The sequence below is a fragment of the Microbacterium sp. Bi121 genome, assembly GCF_918698005.1.
Classification (GTDB): Bacteria; Actinomycetota; Actinomycetes; order Actinomycetales; family Microbacteriaceae; genus Microbacterium.
Map to the genome: position 1 here is coordinate 310,540 of NZ_CAKKLJ010000002.1, position 17,270 is coordinate 327,809.

A 17,270-nucleotide genomic window follows, 5' to 3' on the forward strand; every position below is an offset into this window, starting at 1 on the left:
CCATGCTCGAGATCTTTCGCACCCTGAGGCGGCTGCTGCCCCTGCTGCCGCCGTCCACGGGCAGGTTCCTGACGGTCTTCGGCTTAGTGTCGGCGGTCCTCGCTCTGATCGATGTCACCGCGCTGATGCTGCTCGCGGTCGCCCTGGCGGGGACGGTCGCCGGCACGGGTGCCTCGCTTCCGCTGGTGGGCAAAATTCCCCAGGACCAACTGGTGTGGCTGATCCTCATTCTGGCCGCGATCGTCATCGCGAAGTCCGCAGCCAACGTCTGGTTGCAGTGGATCGCCACGCGCCGGTTCGCGAGCTACGAGCTGGCGGTCGGGCAGGAGCTGTTCGGCGCCTACATCCGCTCCTCGTGGACCGACCGGATATCGCGTAACAGCGCCCAGATCGTCGCTATGACCGACAGCGCGATCGCGAACGTCGTCGCGGGTTTCCTGCTGCCGATCACGACCTTGCCCGGCCTGCTCGTGACGTCTGTCGGGGTCGTCGCCGTCATCGTCGTGGCGCAGCCGCTGACAGCGCTGATCACGATCGTGTACCTCGGCGGTATCGCACTGCTGCAGTACTTCGTGCTCAGCGGGAAGACTCGCCAGGCCGCCAGGGTCGCCCGTGATTCCTCCCTTCGCGTTGCCGCTCTGATCTCGGGGATGATCGCCGCGCTGAAGGAGATCACGCTCCGTGACAAGGCGGACGAGGTGACTGCAGTGGTCGGCGCAACCCGTGCACGCACCTCGCAGGCGCGGGCGAATTCGAGCTTCCTATCCGCCGTGCCGCGATTCGTGTTCGATGCGGCCATCATCGGCGGGTTCATCGTCGTGGGCGGTGGAGCGTATCTCACCAACGGCGGTGACATGGGCGCAACGATCTCGGCGGTCGCACTCTTCGGCGTCGCCGGGTTCCGGCTCGTGCCCTCGCTGACTGGTTTTCAGACCGTGCTCACCCGCACGGTCACCGCGGCTCCGTACATCGAACTCGTCATCGCCGATATCGAGGCCTCGAAGAGATATCACGCCGACCGCGAGATGCTCGGGTACGAGCCGCTCCCGGCCCAGCCGCAAGCTCTGCGACTGGAGGACGTGTCATTCGCGTTCCCGGGCAGCGACGTCGCCGCCGTTCGCGATGTCTCCCTCGACATACCGCTCGGCAGCACGGTCGGCATCGCCGGTGCCTCCGGTGCGGGTAAGTCGACGCTCGTCGACCTGCTCCTCGGTCTGCTCTCACCTACCGGGGGGGCCATCAGCGTCGACGACCGCCCGCTGGCCGATGTGCTGCGGGCGTGGCGGAGCCACGTCGGGTATGTGCCTCAGGAGGTCACTCTGTTCGATGGCAGCATCGCGCAAAACATCGCGCTGACGTGGAGCGACGATTACGACCGTGCTCGGGTCGAGGAGGCAGCACGTCGTGCGCAGCTGTGGAGCGTCATCGAGGGACGAGCCGATGGTCTCGACACCCGGGTGGGCGAGCGTGGCCTGAGCCTGTCCGGGGGGCAGAGGCAGCGTCTCGGCATCGCCCGCGCCCTCTACAACGAGCCCCTGGTGCTCGTGCTCGATGAGGCGACCAGCGCCTTGGATACCAAGACCGAGGCCGATGTCGCCGAGGCGATCCGGGAACTGCACGGCGACGTGACGGTCATTGCCGTCGCGCACCGCCTCAGCACCATCCGCGACTCCGATCAGATCATCTTCATGCAGGACGGCACGATAGGCGCCCAGGGCACGTTCGACGAGGTCGTCGCGACCAACCCGGCGTTCGCGGCGCAGGCACGTCTGGCGGGTCTCGCGTGAACGTGGTCGTCGTGACGACGCGCGCTCCGACCAGTCAGCCGCTGGGTGATCTGTCGGACACGGTGCGTGTTCGCTGGATGATGCCCACGGGCGGAGTGCACTCGTCGGCAGAGGTGCTGGTCATCGCGCAGCCGCATGGACCCGTCGCGCGCGCGGCGGATCGCATCTCGAGGATGCTGTCGCGGAACGCAGCTGCGCGGATGCTTCTGCGGATGTCTCCGCTGGATCCGGGCGCGCGATTCTGGCGCGCGGTTCGCGGTGACGCGCGCGTGCGCGAGTTCCTCTGCGGAGTCGACCTGCTGGTCGCCGGCGACCGCGACGCCAACTTCACCTGCTGGCAGCTCGCGCGCCGCGCGGATCTCCGTGCAGTGAGCGGCTATGCGGCGGCGAAGCAGGAAGTACCGTGAGAGGCGGGCCGATGAGACGACCCCACCTGCTGTACACAGCGTGGAGCTTTCCCCCGAGCCGTGCGGGCGGGGTGTACCGGGCGCTCGCAACAGTCAATGCGTTCGCGCGCGCGGGCTGGGATGTCACTGTACTCACCGTTCCGCGTGCGGTCTTCGAGACCAGCACCGGTATCGACCCGTCCCTCGAGGAGACGGTGGATCCGGGCGTTCGAGTGGTGCGCGTCGACCCACACGCCACTGCGCATCGCAACGATCTGCGGGCGTGGAGTCGACTGCGCGCGCGCAACATCGAGCTCTGGCGCGGTATCGATCGACTGCGCGATCTTCGAAGTTTTCCCGAGCTCACCTACGGTCGCTGGCGTCCCGAGCTGGAGAGGGCAGCGGCGCGCGTGCACGCAGCGCATCCGGTCGACCTGTGCATCGGAACCGCGAACCCGAACGTGGACTTCTCGACTGGAGCGTACCTCGCGCGTCGCTACGAGATCCCGTATGTGATGGACTACCGCGACGCGTGGACGCTGGACGTGTTCAGCGGCGAGACTCTCCACAGCTGGATCCCCGGAGTGGCGCGCCTCGAGCGCAGGCTCCTGTCGTCCGCGACCGAGGTGTGGTTCGTCAATGATCCGATCCGAGCGTGGCATGAGCGTCGGTACGGTCGAGGCGACCGGATGCACGTCGTGGCGAACGGCTTCGACGAGTATGAGGTGCCGCTCACCGCGCCCGTTCGACCGGATCGGGTGAATGGACTGGTCTTCGGCTACATCGGCACAGTGACGGATCAGGTTCCGATCGCGCCGCTACTGCAGGGCTGGCGCTTGGCCAGAGAACGCGGCGATGTGCCCGCGTCCGCTCAACTCGTGATCCACGGGTACCTGGGCCACACCGGCGACGGTGCCGCCTCGGGAGTGCTGGGTGAGTTCGCGGCGGACGGCGTGAGCTTCCTCGGGCCCGTGAGCAAGTCGCGGATCGGCGAGGCCTACGCAGATTTCGACGCCTTGGTGCTTGCGCTCGGTACCGGCAAGTACGTCACCAGCGGAAAGGTCTATGAGTACGCGGCAACCGGTATCCCGATCATCTCGGTGCACGACCCTGGTAACGCGGCCACGGACGTCATCCAAGGCGCTCCTGGTTGGGTCGGCGCCCGATCACTCGGTGCGTCCGACATCGCCGATGCGCTGGGTGAGACAGCAGGCATTGCTGCGTGCCAGAGTCCCGAGGAGCGGGCGAAAGCGCAGGCCTGGGGCTCGCGCTACGCGCGCCACGCGCAGCTGGCTCCGCGGATCGAAGCCCTGCGGCGGGTGGTGCGACCATGAACACGACGCGGATCGCTCTGACGAAGGGGTCACTGCGGATTCCCCCGACCTATTTCGCCGTGCAGCATGCTCTCGCGCTCGCCGATGACTTCGACTTCAGGATGTTCACGATGGCCGCCGAGGTCACCGACGCGGATGTGCTGCGGGGGATCCGAGTAGAAGACGCGTCGGCCGGTTCGCTCGTGCCGTCGCGACGGCTCTCCTGGAGCCGTCGCGAGCGGGCCCTCCCGCTGCTCTTCGGGCGCATGAGACGTCAGATCCAGCAGTTTGCACCGGAAGTGGTGCACCAGCACTTCGCGAACTGGTCGCAGCCGGCCGTCGCGGCATCACGCCGGCTCGGCGTGCCTCTCCTGCTCACCGTTCATGGTGCAGACGTGTATGTGCCGCTGACCCCGCTCTCCGAGCGGAACGCGTTCGGCAAGCCCATGCTCCGGTGGCACCAACGCACTGTGACGAGGGCATTCGACGCCTCGACGCGGATTCTCGCGGTGAGCGAGTATCTCGCGGGCATGGTTGTCAGAGCCGGAGCCGATTCGGCGCGGGTGGAGGTGCACTACCAGGGCGTCGATACCGACCTCTATCGCCCTGCAGCTGCCGTGCGCGACGGGATTCCGCGGGTCGTCTTCGTCGGCGCGCTCTCTCCGGCGAAGGGGGTGCGCGACCTTATCCGCGCATCCATCGACATCGTCGGTGGCGTTCCTCACGAGCTCGTCCTCGTCGGCGACGGGGCGCTGCGCGCGGAAGCTGAGGCCGCGGCCGCTGAGCACTCCCATATCGACGTGCGCGGGCCGGTCGACCGAGCTGGCGTCCGCGACGCGCTTTCGGGTGCGTCGGTCTTCGTTCTTCCTACGCAACGGTACGGTCGCTGGCGCGAGGCCGCAGGCCTTGTGTCGCTGGAGGCGCAGGCGTCCGGTGTCCCGGCGATTGTCTACGATTCAGGGGGAGCGGCCGAGATGCTCGAAGACGGCAGCACGGGCGTCGTCGTGCCAGAGGGAGATATCCCGGCGCTCGGTGATGCGATCCGCTCCGTGCTCGCCCTGCCGGGTGCCGACTGGAGGGCCATGAGCGCCAGGGCCAGGGACTTCGTCGTCGAGAAGCGGAGCCTGCGCACCAGCGCTGCTGAGCTGTCCGCGCACTATCGCGATCTGACCGAGGAGCACTCATGACCCGCCCGCGCATCCTCTGCATCTCCTTCTCGGACATCCGCAGCGACGCCCGCGTCCTGAGGCAGCTGGAGGTGCTCGCCCGACATGGCGACGTCACCACCCTGTCGTACGGCGACCGCCCGGACGCCGCCGCGGATCATCTCTCGATTCCGAGCGAGCTGCCCTCACTGCCGCAGACGCCCGTCGGCGTCGTCAAACTCGCGCTGCGTCGATTCCGATCCGTCGCCATGGAGGCACCTGCCGTGAAGGCAGCCAGGGCACTTCTGGGCGGCCGGGAGTTCGACATCGTGGTGGCCAACGAGGCACGCGCGCTTCCTCTCGCCTTCGAGGTGGCGGGGGCACCGAAGATCTGGTGCGATCTGCACGAGTGGGCGCCGGAGGAGCGGACGCATGTGCTGTCGTGGCGTGTTCTGGTCGCGCCGTTCATGACTTGGGTATGCGCGCAGTATCTCCCGCGAGCGGATGCCGCGACGACTGTGAACGCGTCGATCGCGCAGATGTACGAGGAGCAGTTCGGAGTCCGCTGCGAGATCGTCCGGAACGCCATCGAGTACCGGCCGGAACTCTCGCCGTCGCCTGCGGCGGACAGCATCCGTCTGGTGCACAGCGGTGGGGCGGTGCCGGGGCGCAACCTGGAGGCGATCATCGATGCCGTCGACCTGCTCGGCGACGGGCACACCCTTGACCTCTACCTGGTGAAGTCCAGGCAGGCGGATGCCTATTGGCGCCAGCTGGTCGCTCGCGTCGAAGCGAGCCCCCGTACGCAGCTGCACGCCGCGGTGGCACCTGACGATCTGCCGGCGACGCTGAATCCCTACGACCTCGGTGTCTTCGCGCTGCCGCACCATACGCCGAACCACCGGCTGATGCTGCCGAACAAGTTCTTCGATTTCGTCCAGGCGCGCCTCGGCTTCGTCTTCGGCTCGGCGGTCGAGACCGACCGACTCATCAATGAGAATGGTCTCGGTGTCATCGTGCCCGGATACTCCGCGGAAGATCTGGCGGACGCAATTCGCGGTCTGACCGCAGATCAGATCGCCGGCTTCAAGTTGGCTGCCGACCGTGTCGCCGAACGGCTGTCTTCGAAGTCCGATGTGCTCGTCGAAGACGAGATTCTGCGCAGGCTCGTGGCGTAGACCGCGCGCGTGCGTGCGCGGTCTACCATCCGCGATGCGCGTGGTCCATCGGAGGATCAGACGGGCACCCTAAGATTGACGCCGTGAAGATCGTCAGTGTCGTGGGCGCGCGCCCGCAGTTCGTCAAGCTCGCTCCCATCCACAAGGCGGCGCTCGCCGCCGGGGTGGAGCACATCATCGTGCACACCGGACAGCACTACGACCCGATGCTGTCGGACGTGTTCTTCGACGACCTGGGCATCGGCGCGCCAGACGTGCACCTGGGCGTCGGGAGCGGGTCGCACGGGGTGCAGACCGGATCGATGCTCGCGGCCCTCGACGCAGTGTTCGACGAGCATCGGCCCGACTGGGTGCTCGTCTACGGCGACACGAACTCGACGGTCGCGGCAGCCCTCAGCGCGGTGAAGATGCATATCCCCGTCGCGCACCTGGAAGCCGGCCTGCGCAGTTTCAACCGGCGGATGCCCGAAGAGCACAACCGCGTCATGACCGACCACGCGGCAGACCTGCTGCTGGCTCCGACCCAGGTGGCAGTCGACCACCTTGCGACCGAGGGGCTGGCCGGCCGGACTGTGCTCGTAGGCGACGTCATGACCGACGTGCTCTTCGAGGTTCGCGACGATGTCGCCGGTCGACCTTCCGCGCTGCTGGAGGAGTTGGGCCTGACCCGTGGCGGGTACTACGTCGCGACGATCCATCGAGCCGAGAACACCGATGATCCGGATCGTCTTCGGGACGTGGTAGCCGGTCTGGCCGGGCTCGACAAGCCTGTGGTTCTTCTCGCCCACCCGCGGGTCGTCGCCAAGGCCGCTTCACACGACATCCAGCTCATGGAGGGATCTTTGATCGCACACGCACCTCTGGCGTACCCCGAGCTCATCGCCGCCGCGCTCTCGAGCGCAGGTGTCGTCACCGACTCCGGCGGCCTCCAGAAGGAGGCGTTCTTGTTGGGTGTCCCGTGCACGACGGTGCGCACGGAGACCGAGTGGGTCGAGACGGTTCAACTGGGATGGAACGTCCTCGCGAACAGCGCCGAAGAGATCGCCGCGGCCGTGACGCGGCCTCGGCCTATCGCTACTGACGCGGCACCGTACGGTGATGGCCACGCAGCGGAGCGCGTGATCAGCGAGCTCCTCGACGCTGCCGAAGCCTGAGTCTGCCTGAGCGTCCGCCACACCTTCGCCCCGTAGACTGGATCTCATGCGTATTGCCGTCGTCGCCCTCGGAAAGATCGGGCTTCCCCTCGCCGTCCAGTTCGCCGACTCCGGTCATGAGGTGGTGGGGGTCGACGTGAACCAGCGGGCAGTCGACACCATCAACGCGGGGCTCGAGCCCTTCCCGGGTGAGGCTCATCTGCAGGAGAAGCTGTCTGAGCTGATTCCGGCCGGTCGGCTTCGTGCGACGACGGATTACGCGGACGCGATCCCCGGTGCGGATGCCGTGGTGCTGGTCGCGCCGGTGTTCGTGAACGATGAGACCTGGGAGCCGGACTTCAAGTACATGGACGCGGCGACGCGTTCGCTCGCTGAGCATCTGACCCCGGGCACGCTCGTCTCGTACGAGACGACTCTCCCAGTGGGAACGACCCGTAACCGGTGGAAGCCGATGCTCGAGGAGGGGTCGGGTCTTGTCGAGGGGAAGGATTTCTTCTTGGCGTATTCGCCGGAGCGCGTCCTGACGGGGCGGGTCTTCGCCGACCTCCGTAAGTATCCGAAGCTGATCGGCGCGCTCTCGGAGGAGGGCAACCGGCGGGCGCGGGAGTTCTATGAGGCGGTGCTGCAGTTCGATGAGCGTCCCGACCTTGCCCAGCCGAACGGGGTGTGGGACCTCGGGTCGACGGAGGCGTCGGAGATGGCGAAGCTCGCTGAGACGACGTACCGGGATGTGAACATCGGGTTGGCGAACCAGTTCGGCCTGTTCGCCGCGTCGCACGGTATCGACGTGTACAAGGTGATCGAGGCGTGCAACTCGCAGCCGTACAGCCACATCCACCGTCCGGGTATCGCCGTGGGCGGGCACTGCATCCCCGTGTATCCGCGGCTGTACCTGTCGACGGATCCGGATGCGGACATCGTGCGCGTGGCCCGGCAGCTCAACGCGTCGATGCCGGAACGTCTGGTCGCGCAGGCTGAGGGGATCCTCGGCGATCTGTCCGGGCAGAAGGCTGTCGTGCTGGGTGCTGCGTACCGGGGCGGGGTGAAGGAGACCGCGTTCTCCGGCGTGTTCCCGACCGTGAAGGCGCTGACGGATCGTGGGGCGCAGGTCGTCGTGCACGACCCGCTCTACACAGACGAGGAACTGCGCGGGCTCGGGTTCGACCCGTACGAGATCGGCGGGGACGCTGACCTGGTCATCCTGCAGACCGACCACGCCGACTACAAGACCCTCACCCCGGCAGACCTCCCCGGTGTGAAGCTCCTCGTCGACGGACGCAACGCCACCGACGCCGCCCTCTGGGCAGGAACACCCCGCGTCGTCGTCGGGACGGCCGCCTGATGGATCTCCTCGTCGTAGGGTCGGGTTTCTTCGGCCTCACCATTGCTGAGCGTGCCGCTGAAGCCGGCCGCAAGGTCACCGTCATCGACCGCCGCCCTCACATCGGCGGCAACGCCTACAGCGAGGCGGAGCCCGAAACCGGTATCGAGGTCCACCGCTACGGTGCACACCTGTTCCATACGTCGAACGCGACGGTATGGGAGTACGTGAACCGCTTCACGTCCTTCACGAACTACGTCCACCGCGTGTACACGAACCACAACAGCGTCGTGTATCCGATGCCAGTGAACCTCGGAACGATCAACCAGTTCTTTCAGGCCGCGTACTCGCCGGACGAAGCACGAGCCCTCATCAAGGAACAGGCTGGCGAGTTCGACGTCAAGACAGCGCAGAACTTCGAAGAGAAGGGCATCGCCCTCGTCGGCCGCCCTCTCTTCGAGGCGTTCTTCCGTGACTACACGGCGAAGCAGTGGCAGACCGACCCGCACAAGCTCTCCGGTGACATCGTCAGCCGTCTGCCCGTCCGGTACAACTACGACAACCGGTACTTCAACGACACATGGGAGGGCCTGCCCACCGACGGCTACACCGCGTGGCTGGAGCGGATGGCCGAGCACCCCAACATCGACGTGAAGCTGAACGTGGACTTCTTCGACGAGTCGCAGCCTTTGAACAAGAGGGCGCTCGTCGGTCAGGTGCCGATCGTATACACCGGCCCGGTGGATCGCTACTTCGACTACGCCGAGGGTGAGCTCAGCTGGCGCACGCTCGATTTCGAACAGGAAGTGCTCAACATCGGCGACTTCCAGGGCACCCCGGTCATGAACTATCCCGACATGGATGTCCCCTTCACCCGCATCCACGAGTTCAAGCACTTCCACCCGGAGCGCAAGGACGTGTACCCGACGGACAAGACCGTCATCATGCGCGAGTTCTCCCGGTTCGCTGAGAAGAGCGACGAGCCGTACTATCCGGTGAACACGCCCGCTGATCGCGATGGACTGCTGGCCTACCGTGAGCTGCAGAAGGGCGAGAAGGACGTCCACTTCGGCGGGCGCCTCGGCACGTACCAGTACCTCGACATGCACATGGCCATCGGCTCGGCGCTGTCGATGTGGAACAACACTCTCTCTTAGACTCAGAATCGTGAGTCACGCTGCTGTCGGGGCGCCGGGAACGCCCCGGCGGTATCTGCATTCGTTGTGGTTGCTGTCTGCCCGCGACCTGAAGGTTCGTTACTCGACGAGCTTCCTCGGATACCTCTGGTCCGTCCTCGATCCGCTCGTCATGAGTGCGATCTACTGGTTCGTGTTCACCCAGATCTTCAAGCGCGACGTCGGTGAAGATCCGTATATCGTGTTCCTGATCAGCGCACTGCTGCCGTGGGTGTGGTTCAACTCTTCGGTGTCGGATTTCACAAAGGCATTCAAGCGCGACTCCAGACTGGTGCGCTCAACGAACATCCCTCGTTCGATCTGGGTCAACCGCATCGTCCTCAGCAAGGGGATGGAGTTCCTGTTCTCGCTCCCTGTGCTCGTACTCTTCGCGGTGTTCTCGCCCGGGACACAGTTCGGGTGGGGCATCCTGTGGTTCCCCGTGGCCATGCTTCTCCAGGTGATCCTGCTCGTCGGACTCGGGATGCTCGTCGCACCGCTCTGCGCGCTGTATTCCGACCTGGAGCGCACCACAGGACTGATCCTGCGAGCACTCTTCTACGCCACACCCATCATCTACAGCGTGAACAACCTGCCGGGCCCGTTCGAGACGATCGGATCCTTCAATCCGCTGGCGGGCATCTTCACCCTCTATCGGATGGCCTTCTTCCCCGACCAGTGGCACACGAACACCGTGGTCATCGGTGCGGTCATGAGCATTCTGATCTTCGTTCTCGGCTCGTGGGTGTTCCGCACGCTCGAGCGTCCCGTGCTGAAGGAGCTGTGATGTCTGCCGCGATCGACGTCCAGAGACTCGGCGTCCATTTCCGTCGCAATCGTCGGGGACGGCGAAGCTTCAAGGACATGTTCGCGGGCGCGTCACGCCGTAGCCGCCCCGGCGAGTTCTGGGCGCTGCGCGACGTCTCATTCACCGTTCAGCAGGGCGAATCGATCGGCGTGGTGGGCCGCAACGGCCAAGGCAAGTCGACACTGTTGCGGCTTGTCGCCGGGGTCCTGCTCCCCGATGAGGGCTCAGTCACCGTGCATGGGGGAGTGGCCCCACTGATCGAACTCACCGGCGGCTTCGTCGGCGATCTCACGGTTCGTGAGAACGTGCGGATGACCGCCGGGCTGCACGGCATGTCGAAGGCGGAGATCGCACGTCGGTACGACGAGATGATCGCGTTCGCGGAGCTGGAGGACTTCCAGGAGACCCCCTACAAGCACTTGTCCAACGGTATGAAAGTGCGGCTCGCGTTCTCGGTCGTGTCACAGCTCAACGAGCCGATCCTCCTGGTCGATGAGGTCCTGGCGGTCGGCGACAAGGCGTTCCGTGACAAGTGCTACCAGCGCATCGACGAGCTGCTCGCCGAGGGGCGCACGCTGTTCTTCGTCAGCCACAATGAGCGCGACCTTCGCCGCTTCTGCAAGCGTGGCCTCTACCTCAACAAGGGCGCGCTGGTGCTGGATGCCGGGATCGACGAGGTCCTCGACCGCTACAACGCCGACTCCGGCGTGAAGTGATTTCAGAGTCCGACGAGCGCGCGTACCTTCTGCAGGGCCGCGCTGGCCGCATCGAGAGGCGCCTGCGGATCTGAACCGTTGTCGTACGCCGCACGAAGGTCGCCGAGCCTCGAAGCATACTGCGACACCGCGTCGCTCCAGTCCGCAGCGAGCGAACTCGGGGCGGGGGTGTCCGACAGTACGGCGGCATCGTTCTGCAGCGAATCGACGATCTGCGCGCCGAGATCCATGTTGTCCTGCACCAGCTGCAGCCCTCTTACCCCGTCATCCAGCCGTGGCTGGACCTTGCCGACGAACGTATCCATGTCGGGATCCGCAGCCGGCGGCTGAGTCGGGACGGGCTCGGACGTAGGCGTGGAAGTGGGCGTCGGTGCTGATGTCGGCGAGGGCGACGCCGTCGCCGACGAACTGGCGCTCGGAGACGGAGATGGTGTTGGCTCACCGTCGCGAGGCAGCAGGAAGAACAGCAACGTCCCGACGATCGCCAGCGCGAGAACAGACAGGCCCACGATCAGCCAGATGCGACCCTTGTTGCTCTTCTTCTCCTCCGGGAAGATCCATTCGGCTCGAGGCTGTCCGTCGCTCATCACTTCTCCAATGCGGGCATGGGCTGCCAGGTGCGATCACGTGCGGCCTTGCCGCCGTCGCGGAGACCCCGGAACAGGTTACTGGTGCCGCGCACCGTTCTCTCGACGAACACGAGGCGGATGAGTTCTTTGAAGAAGGTCGCCGTCGTGCCGAGGCCGAATAACACTGGGTTGTAGACGCCGTGGACCCGGTAGTAGTGCTTGATGAACGCCCGGTTGCGCATGATGTAGTAGCGGTAGGCGTTGCTGGACGCGTTCATGTGCCGCACGCCCATATCCCACTGCTTGATCTCACGGGTGCGACGCAGCACGAACTCGTCGACGATCACAGCGGTCGTGAGCCGCGAGGCGAGCCAGCCGTACACCTGGTCGTCCCAATAGATGAAGAAGCGAGGGTCGGGGAGTCCGATCTGCGACACGATCGAGCGGTGGATGAACATGCCCTCGAAGCATCCGCTGTTCATCTCCTTGAAGCCGGACTCATCGAACCCGGCCGGTGCGAACGGGATCGGGATGCCCATGCGCTCGGCGATGCGGTACTGCCAGTAGAACTCGCTGCCGTCGTAGTCGTAGCGGCGTCCTTGGATGCTCTTGAAGCGGGGGGCCCACTTGCCCATCTTGGCGAGGCCGTCGGGGAGAACCTCGACGTCGTCGTCCATCATCCAGATCCACTCGCTGCCGAGTTCGTACGCGGTGCGCATGCCCTCGCTGAATCCGCCGGATCCACCGGTGTTGGTTTCCAGCTTGCGATACACGATCTCTGTGCCGATGCCGTCGCGGAACGACTCGACGACTTCAGTGGTGTCATCCGCTGAAGCGTTGTCGATGATGACGACGCGGCCTGGCTTCGGATCCATCGCGGTGATGCTCGTGAGGAGGCCGGACAACAGGTGGGAGCGGTTGTAGGTGACGATGACGATCGCCGAAGACGCGGGATCGAACGCCGCGGTCATGCCGTCTCCTCGAAGATCTGCTGCCAGGACTCTGGCGAGACGAGCTCCGGCAGCGCCTGCCGGTACTGACGCTGCAGCTCGGGCCACCGTCGCTGGAGTTCGGCGTGGAGCCGGATCGTGTCGCGCAGCATGCGCCGATACTTCTTGCGGTCACGGGTGTAGATGTTCTTGCCCGAACCGTCCGCGGCGCTCACGAGCGCGCTGTCGAAGGCCGGCACACGCCACCAGTGGGCGTCCTCCTTGCCGAACTCGACCTCCGGCCGTTCCACGTTCGCGGGGTCGGGCTTGTGGAGCCAGTGCGCCACGAGCGTCACAAAGGTGAACCATCGCAGTTGTAGACCGCTCGGGCTGTCGAACTCGTGCCGAGAGGTCTGCTTGTACACGCGTCGCCCGTACCGCGAATGCAAGACCGCCGACGGATCGCGGTGGACCGTGGTCTCCGGATACTCGGCGGCGAGGGCCCTGGCAGCAGGCATCGCCGTCGCCAGGTTCTTCGGCATGTGGTCTGGGCCGGATAGGACATCACGCAGTGCGCGTGCCCGGAGCTCGACGGGGTAGTACTGCATCATCATGAGGTGCTTGAGATCGGCGCGACGGCTGTGTCTGATCAGCCGCCCACCGCGTGGCGCGTTCGAGTGCAGGAGACCTGCGACGATGCGGTTCCGCGCGTGGAAGTACGCCTGCCAGTCGATCGTGTCGTCCTTGTTCACCCACGAGACGTGCCAGAGCGCAACGCCGGGCATGGAGACGGTCGGGAATCCGGCTTCGCCTGCCCGCAGGCAGAACTCGGCGTCGTCCCATTTAATGAATGCGGGCAGCGCGAGGCCGACCTCGCGGATCGCATCGAGGGGGATCAGGCACATCCACCAGCCGTTGTAGTCGGCATCCATGCGCATGTGCAGGAGTGTGGACTGACGCAGGTTCGATGCGCCGAAGTCGTGCGGCATCTCCTCCTGATACAGGTTGCGCCACATGAACGGCGCTTCATCGACGACCTCTGCCCAACCGTGCAGCTTGGGGCGGTCGAGCAGGTCGAACATGTGCCCGCCGACGAGGACGGGTTTCGTGGCGTACTGGCCGAACACGATCGAGCGACGCAGGGACTCCGGCTCCAACCGCACGTCATCGTCGAGCAGCTGCACGAAGTCGCTTTCGGGACGTTGCAGTGTCTCGTGCATGGCGCGCGCGAATCCACCCGAGCCGCCGAGATTCGGCTGACGCACCACTTGCAGCGTGTCGCCGAGTTGACTTGCGACCCCATCGAAGCCGTCCTGGTCAGCGACGAGCTGGGTGCCCTGGTCGATGAGGAAGATTCGGTCGACGAACTCGAGGGCGTCCGGCGACGCGGCAAGCGCCTGAAGCGTCTCCACGCAGTAGTCGGGCTTGTTGAAGGTCGTGATGCCGAGGGAGGCCTTGCCCGCGCGAGCGGGCTCTTGCTCCGTCGTCCACTCCGCGCCCTCGAGCACTGCCTGCTTGTCCTCGGCGACGATGTCGAACCAGATCCAGCCACCGTCGCTGTATTGAGTGAGTTCGAGGTCGAAGGCTGTCGTGGCCTCACCTGTCACCTCGCGCGTATCGATGCGCTGACGTACTCCAGAGCCGTTCGAGCGGTACACGAGGATCGTCGCGGGCCCCGTGGTGCGAACCGTGAGCCGCACCTGCCGAACGCTCGTCCAGTGCTGCCAGTAGGAAGCGGGAAACGCGTTGAAGTACGTGCCGAGCGAGACCCGTCGTCCCGAGACGATGCGTGCGCGGTGGCGCCCGAGGATGTTGCCGAGCTGCGCACGGTTCGAGACGCGAACCGGCTTCTCATCGATGAACGACCAGGTTTCCGGGTCGGCGTAAAGCGGAAGCAGATCAGGGTCGCGGTCGAGGGGAAAGACGACATTCTGAAGGACGTGAGTCACGTGATGGATCTCCGAAGTTCTATTCCCGCAGGACCCGGTTCGGGTGCCCAACGGGGTTCGACGAGCAGGAACAGCCTACCCGTCGCAGTTGTGGATGACCCGTCACCCCTCCGCACGCAGCGTCGGTATCACCCCGGTGTTGGCCGCATCGATGTTCTCGCGCCATGACCTCGACTGTCCGGCGCGCAGAGCGCACAGGACGAGCATGAACCATCCGGCGCCCGCGAGCGTGAAGCTCTCGAACATCGAATCCACAGCGAGCGTCACGAGCACCAGCGGCGTCCAGGCGTAGACGACGGAACGGCGCGCGCTGGCGACCAGCCACGAGCGCACGATCGCCACTCCACCCAGCAGCAGGAACAGCACGAGCCCGATGATGCCGAGCTGGAGCAGCACGTCGAAGAACGCGTTCAGCGCCGTCTGGTGGTGGTCGGCGAGCCAGTAGTTGATGTAGACGAAGGGGTACTCGCCGCGATCCCACGGCCCGAACCAGCCCCACCCCTGGAGGGGCTTGACCGCTGAGAAGTCGAGGATCTTGTTCCACAGATCCGCTCGGGTCGAGAAGTCGGATCCCGCGCCCATCCACCTGATGATGGGATGCCGGAACGCGAACGCCAGGGCGAGTGCCAGCGCGACCAGCGCGCCGAGCGCCCACTGCGCGAACGTGCGTCGCTCAACCGGAGCGTGGCGGACGATCGTCAGTGCGCCCGTCACGACGCCGACGGCTGCAGCGAGCACGAGGACCGTCGGGGACGCGGACAGCAGGGCGAGGAAGCCGGCCAATGCGATCGACGGGACGGCGATGGGGGCGATCACCGACTGCGAGCGCCATTCGATGACGAACGTGATGAGTGCGATCACGGCGACGAAGCCGAGCATGTTCCTCGTGCCGAACAGGCCCTGGATAGGGCCGCCGATGGCGAGGTTGCCCGCGATGTCCAGGAAATGGATCGGCACGTCGAGGAGTACGCCGGAGAGGATCTCGACGCCGAGCGAGAGCCCGAGCGTGACCCGGAGCGTGTCGCCGATCGCACGCACCGTCTGCAGCGTGTCGCGGATGTGGCCGATCGTGATCGCGATCACGGCGAAGCCGAGCAGCCACAGCCACCCGATGAAGGTGTCCGATCTGTCGGTCGTCCAGATGATGCTCACCAGCGCCAGCGTCAGGAACATCAGCAGCGACGTGGGTGCGATGCGCAGCAGCGAGAGCTCCTCGCGGCGGACGAACAGGATCGCGATGCCCAGTAGAGCGAGCAGGAGCACGATCGTCGCGAACGTCGCAGCCGAGGTCATCCGCTCGATCGCGAATGATCCGAACGTCGCCCCGAGTGCTGTGAGCGTGTACGCACGCGCCATCTCCACAGACCCGAGCAGGCGGGCGAGCGCAGCCTGACCCCCCGTCACGGGATGCGCCGAGCCTCACGGCCGCGCTCGGTGACGCGGGACTTCTCATCGAGGCCTACTCCGATCAGGGGAACGGCCTTGATCTTGAACGAGAACAGCACGAGCAGCATCCATCCCCAGAGCATGATCGGCGTGGACTCGACGAGGCCCTGGACGAGCAGGATCACCGTGAACAGGATCGGCAGCAGCGTCAGAGGGGAGAACGGACGGTCGGCTCGCAGATCCCAGCGCGGCCGGTCTGCTGCGAAGAACCACGCCCGCCACAGCAGGCTCAGATAGGCGGCTGCCATCAGGATCACGCCGACGACGCCGAGCTGCATCAGCACGTCCAGCCACATGTTGTGCGCGTGGAAGACCGTGATGCCGTGGTCCACGATCCACCTGTCGAACGCCGGCTCTGTGGGAACCCATGGGCTGGAGAAGCCATTCCCGAAGATCGGGTGGTGTCCGGCGCGCTCGACGACCTTCGCCCAGATGAGGTCGGTCCGTCCGGTGAGATCTGCACCTCGTCCCAGCGCGGTGAACAGGGGCTCGCGGAAGACCACGACGGCGGCGACGGCGATCGTGACGAGCGTGCCGCACGTGGCGTAGATCCGTGCGCGTGCACCCGGCGCGTGCGTCCGTCTGATGAGGATCGCGACGACCAGCACGACAGCGACCGCCGCGGCGCAGACGTACGCCGTGGCGGACGACGCCCGGAGCATCAGATACGCCGCGACGACGATCCACAGCGCATGCGTGACGCGCCAGCGCGCACGCTGCGCGATGCGCACACCGAACGTGATGATCGCGAACAGACACAGGATCGCGAGCACGTTCGCGTTGCCGACGATCCCCTGGATGCGTCCGCCGTCGAAGAGGTTTTCTCGCACCCAGTACCACTGCGCATCGACGTCGCCCTCGGGGAGCGTCAGGAAGTTGGGCAGCAGTGGATGCCGGAGCACCACCGCGACGAGCAGCTCGAGCGCGAGGGACAGGCCGACGATCCACTTGAAGGCGGATGCCAGGGACTGCACGATCTCGTGCCACGTGAGCACGTGGGCGATCAGCAGTGCGGTGACGGTGACGGCCGCCAGCAGCACCCACGTCACGATCGTGGCGGCGCGCCACTGCGACCACGCCAAAGACAGCAGCGCGAGCGCGACATAGCCCAGCGCCGCCCACGGGAGTCGCCGCCAGGCGAACGGGTGCGGACGGTTCTTCGCGAGCATCGGGATGCCTATGGCGCACGATCCGAGAACCGACAGTCCGAGGACCACCGCGGCCCCGACCTCGCCGAGCAGGTTGTATACGGCGGTGTGCGCGAACACGACGAACAGCATGAGCGTGGTGTACCCGCGCAGCAGAAGATGCCCCGTCGACTCGCGCTCCGGCGCGGTGGGCGGGGCCGCCACTGGGTGCTTCGTGTACTGCGCCATCGCAATCAGGCTACCGCG

The 17,270-nt window shown here is 65.8% G+C and carries 15 protein-coding genes; 10 read left to right on the forward strand and 5 right to left on the reverse strand.

The features are described 5' to 3' along the window. The first annotated feature begins 2 nt into the window (after positions 1-2). The 10 genes from LQZ87_RS04145 (at position 3) to LQZ87_RS04190 (ending at position 10,983) form a co-directional block, all read left to right on the forward strand. A complete protein-coding gene (locus LQZ87_RS04145; RefSeq protein ID WP_230102188.1) occupies positions 3-1,787 on the forward strand; it encodes an ABC transporter ATP-binding protein/permease in 1,785 nt (594 codons plus the stop codon). Continuing rightward, entirely contained in the window at positions 1,784-2,194 is a 411-nt protein-coding gene (locus LQZ87_RS04150) for a hypothetical protein (protein WP_230102189.1), read from the forward strand. Before LQZ87_RS04145 ends, LQZ87_RS04150 begins: the two co-directional genes overlap by 4 nt. Positions 2,195-2,205: 11 nt before the next feature. Further along, positions 2,206-3,507 (forward strand): glycosyltransferase, encoded by a 1,302-nt coding sequence (locus LQZ87_RS04155; protein ID WP_230102190.1) that lies wholly within the window; start codon positions 2,206-2,208, stop codon positions 3,505-3,507. Then, on the forward strand, positions 3,504-4,673 hold the full coding sequence (locus tag LQZ87_RS04160) for a glycosyltransferase (RefSeq protein WP_230102191.1): 1,170 nt from the start codon (positions 3,504-3,506) through the stop codon (positions 4,671-4,673). Before LQZ87_RS04155 ends, LQZ87_RS04160 begins: the two co-directional genes overlap by 4 nt. Beyond that, positions 4,670-5,809 carry a hypothetical protein gene (locus tag LQZ87_RS04165; protein WP_230102192.1) on the forward strand — a complete coding sequence of 380 codons (1,140 nt, stop codon included), beginning with the start codon at positions 4,670-4,672 and terminating at the stop codon, positions 5,807-5,809. The genes LQZ87_RS04160 and LQZ87_RS04165 overlap by 4 nt, the downstream gene beginning before the upstream one ends. Before the next feature lie 83 nt (positions 5,810-5,892). Further along, positions 5,893-6,963, forward strand: coding sequence for a UDP-N-acetylglucosamine 2-epimerase (non-hydrolyzing) (wecB, locus tag LQZ87_RS04170; RefSeq protein WP_230102193.1), 1,071 nt, complete (start codon positions 5,893-5,895; stop codon positions 6,961-6,963). A 46-nt stretch (positions 6,964-7,009) separates the two neighbouring features. Continuing rightward, entirely contained in the window at positions 7,010-8,305 is a 1,296-nt protein-coding gene (locus LQZ87_RS04175; RefSeq protein WP_230102194.1) for a nucleotide sugar dehydrogenase, read from the forward strand. Further along, a complete protein-coding gene (gene glf, locus LQZ87_RS04180) occupies positions 8,305-9,441 on the forward strand; it encodes a UDP-galactopyranose mutase (RefSeq protein ID WP_230102195.1) in 1,137 nt (378 codons plus the stop codon). Before LQZ87_RS04175 ends, glf begins: the two co-directional genes overlap by 1 nt. Before the next feature lie 10 nt (positions 9,442-9,451). After that, positions 9,452-10,246 carry an ABC transporter permease gene (locus LQZ87_RS04185; protein ID WP_230102196.1) on the forward strand — a complete coding sequence of 265 codons (795 nt, stop codon included), beginning with the start codon at positions 9,452-9,454 and terminating at the stop codon, positions 10,244-10,246. Beyond that, positions 10,246-10,983: an ABC transporter ATP-binding protein gene (locus LQZ87_RS04190; protein WP_230102197.1), complete on the forward strand. Its 738-nt coding sequence runs from the start codon at positions 10,246-10,248 to the stop codon at positions 10,981-10,983. Before LQZ87_RS04185 ends, LQZ87_RS04190 begins: the two co-directional genes overlap by 1 nt. A gap of 2 nt (positions 10,984-10,985) precedes the next feature. Here LQZ87_RS04190 and LQZ87_RS04195 read toward each other — a convergent pair whose 3' ends face one another. From LQZ87_RS04195 to LQZ87_RS04215, 5 genes are all read right to left on the reverse strand, one after another. Next, positions 10,986-11,570, reverse strand: coding sequence for a hypothetical protein (locus LQZ87_RS04195; RefSeq protein WP_230102198.1), 585 nt, complete (start codon positions 11,568-11,570; stop codon positions 10,986-10,988). Beyond that, entirely contained in the window at positions 11,570-12,523 is a 954-nt protein-coding gene (locus LQZ87_RS04200; RefSeq protein ID WP_230102199.1) for a glycosyltransferase, read from the reverse strand. Before LQZ87_RS04200 ends, LQZ87_RS04195 begins: the two co-directional genes overlap by 1 nt. Next, a complete protein-coding gene (locus LQZ87_RS04205) occupies positions 12,520-14,430 on the reverse strand; it encodes a glycosyltransferase (RefSeq protein WP_230102200.1) in 1,911 nt (636 codons plus the stop codon). Before LQZ87_RS04205 ends, LQZ87_RS04200 begins: the two co-directional genes overlap by 4 nt. 102 nt (positions 14,431-14,532) lie before the next feature. Continuing rightward, on the reverse strand, positions 14,533-15,834 hold the full coding sequence (locus tag LQZ87_RS04210; protein WP_230102201.1) for an O-antigen ligase family protein: 1,302 nt from the start codon (positions 15,832-15,834) through the stop codon (positions 14,533-14,535). Continuing rightward, positions 15,831-17,252 carry an O-antigen ligase family protein gene (locus LQZ87_RS04215; RefSeq protein WP_230102202.1) on the reverse strand — a complete coding sequence of 474 codons (1,422 nt, stop codon included), beginning with the start codon at positions 17,250-17,252 and terminating at the stop codon, positions 15,831-15,833. The genes LQZ87_RS04210 and LQZ87_RS04215 overlap by 4 nt, the downstream gene beginning before the upstream one ends. Positions 17,253-17,270 lie beyond the last annotated feature (18 nt).

What these genes read in the sequence shown, in the direction of transcription:
- LQZ87_RS04195 (WP_230102198.1), bottom strand. Translation starts at nt 11,570, where the DNA reads ATGAGCGACGGACAGCCTCGAGCCGAATGGATCTTCCCGGAGGAGAAG.
- LQZ87_RS04165 (WP_230102192.1), top strand. Translation starts at nt 4,670, where the DNA reads ATGACCCGCCCGCGCATCCTCTGCATCTCCTTCTCGGACATCCGCAGC.
- glf (WP_230102195.1), top strand. Translation starts at nt 8,305, where the DNA reads ATGGATCTCCTCGTCGTAGGGTCGGGTTTCTTCGGCCTCACCATTGCT.
- LQZ87_RS04215 (WP_230102202.1), bottom strand. Translation starts at nt 17,252, where the DNA reads ATGGCGCAGTACACGAAGCACCCAGTGGCGGCCCCGCCCACCGCGCCG.
- LQZ87_RS04200 (WP_230102199.1), bottom strand. Translation starts at nt 12,523, where the DNA reads ATGACCGCGGCGTTCGATCCCGCGTCTTCGGCGATCGTCATCGTCACC.
- LQZ87_RS04175 (WP_230102194.1), top strand. Translation starts at nt 7,010, where the DNA reads ATGCGTATTGCCGTCGTCGCCCTCGGAAAGATCGGGCTTCCCCTCGCC.
- LQZ87_RS04155 (WP_230102190.1), top strand. Translation starts at nt 2,206, where the DNA reads ATGAGACGACCCCACCTGCTGTACACAGCGTGGAGCTTTCCCCCGAGC.
- LQZ87_RS04145 (WP_230102188.1), top strand. Translation starts at nt 3, where the DNA reads ATGCTCGAGATCTTTCGCACCCTGAGGCGGCTGCTGCCCCTGCTGCCG.
- LQZ87_RS04160 (WP_230102191.1), top strand. Translation starts at nt 3,504, where the DNA reads ATGAACACGACGCGGATCGCTCTGACGAAGGGGTCACTGCGGATTCCC.
- LQZ87_RS04190 (WP_230102197.1), top strand. Translation starts at nt 10,246, where the DNA reads ATGTCTGCCGCGATCGACGTCCAGAGACTCGGCGTCCATTTCCGTCGC.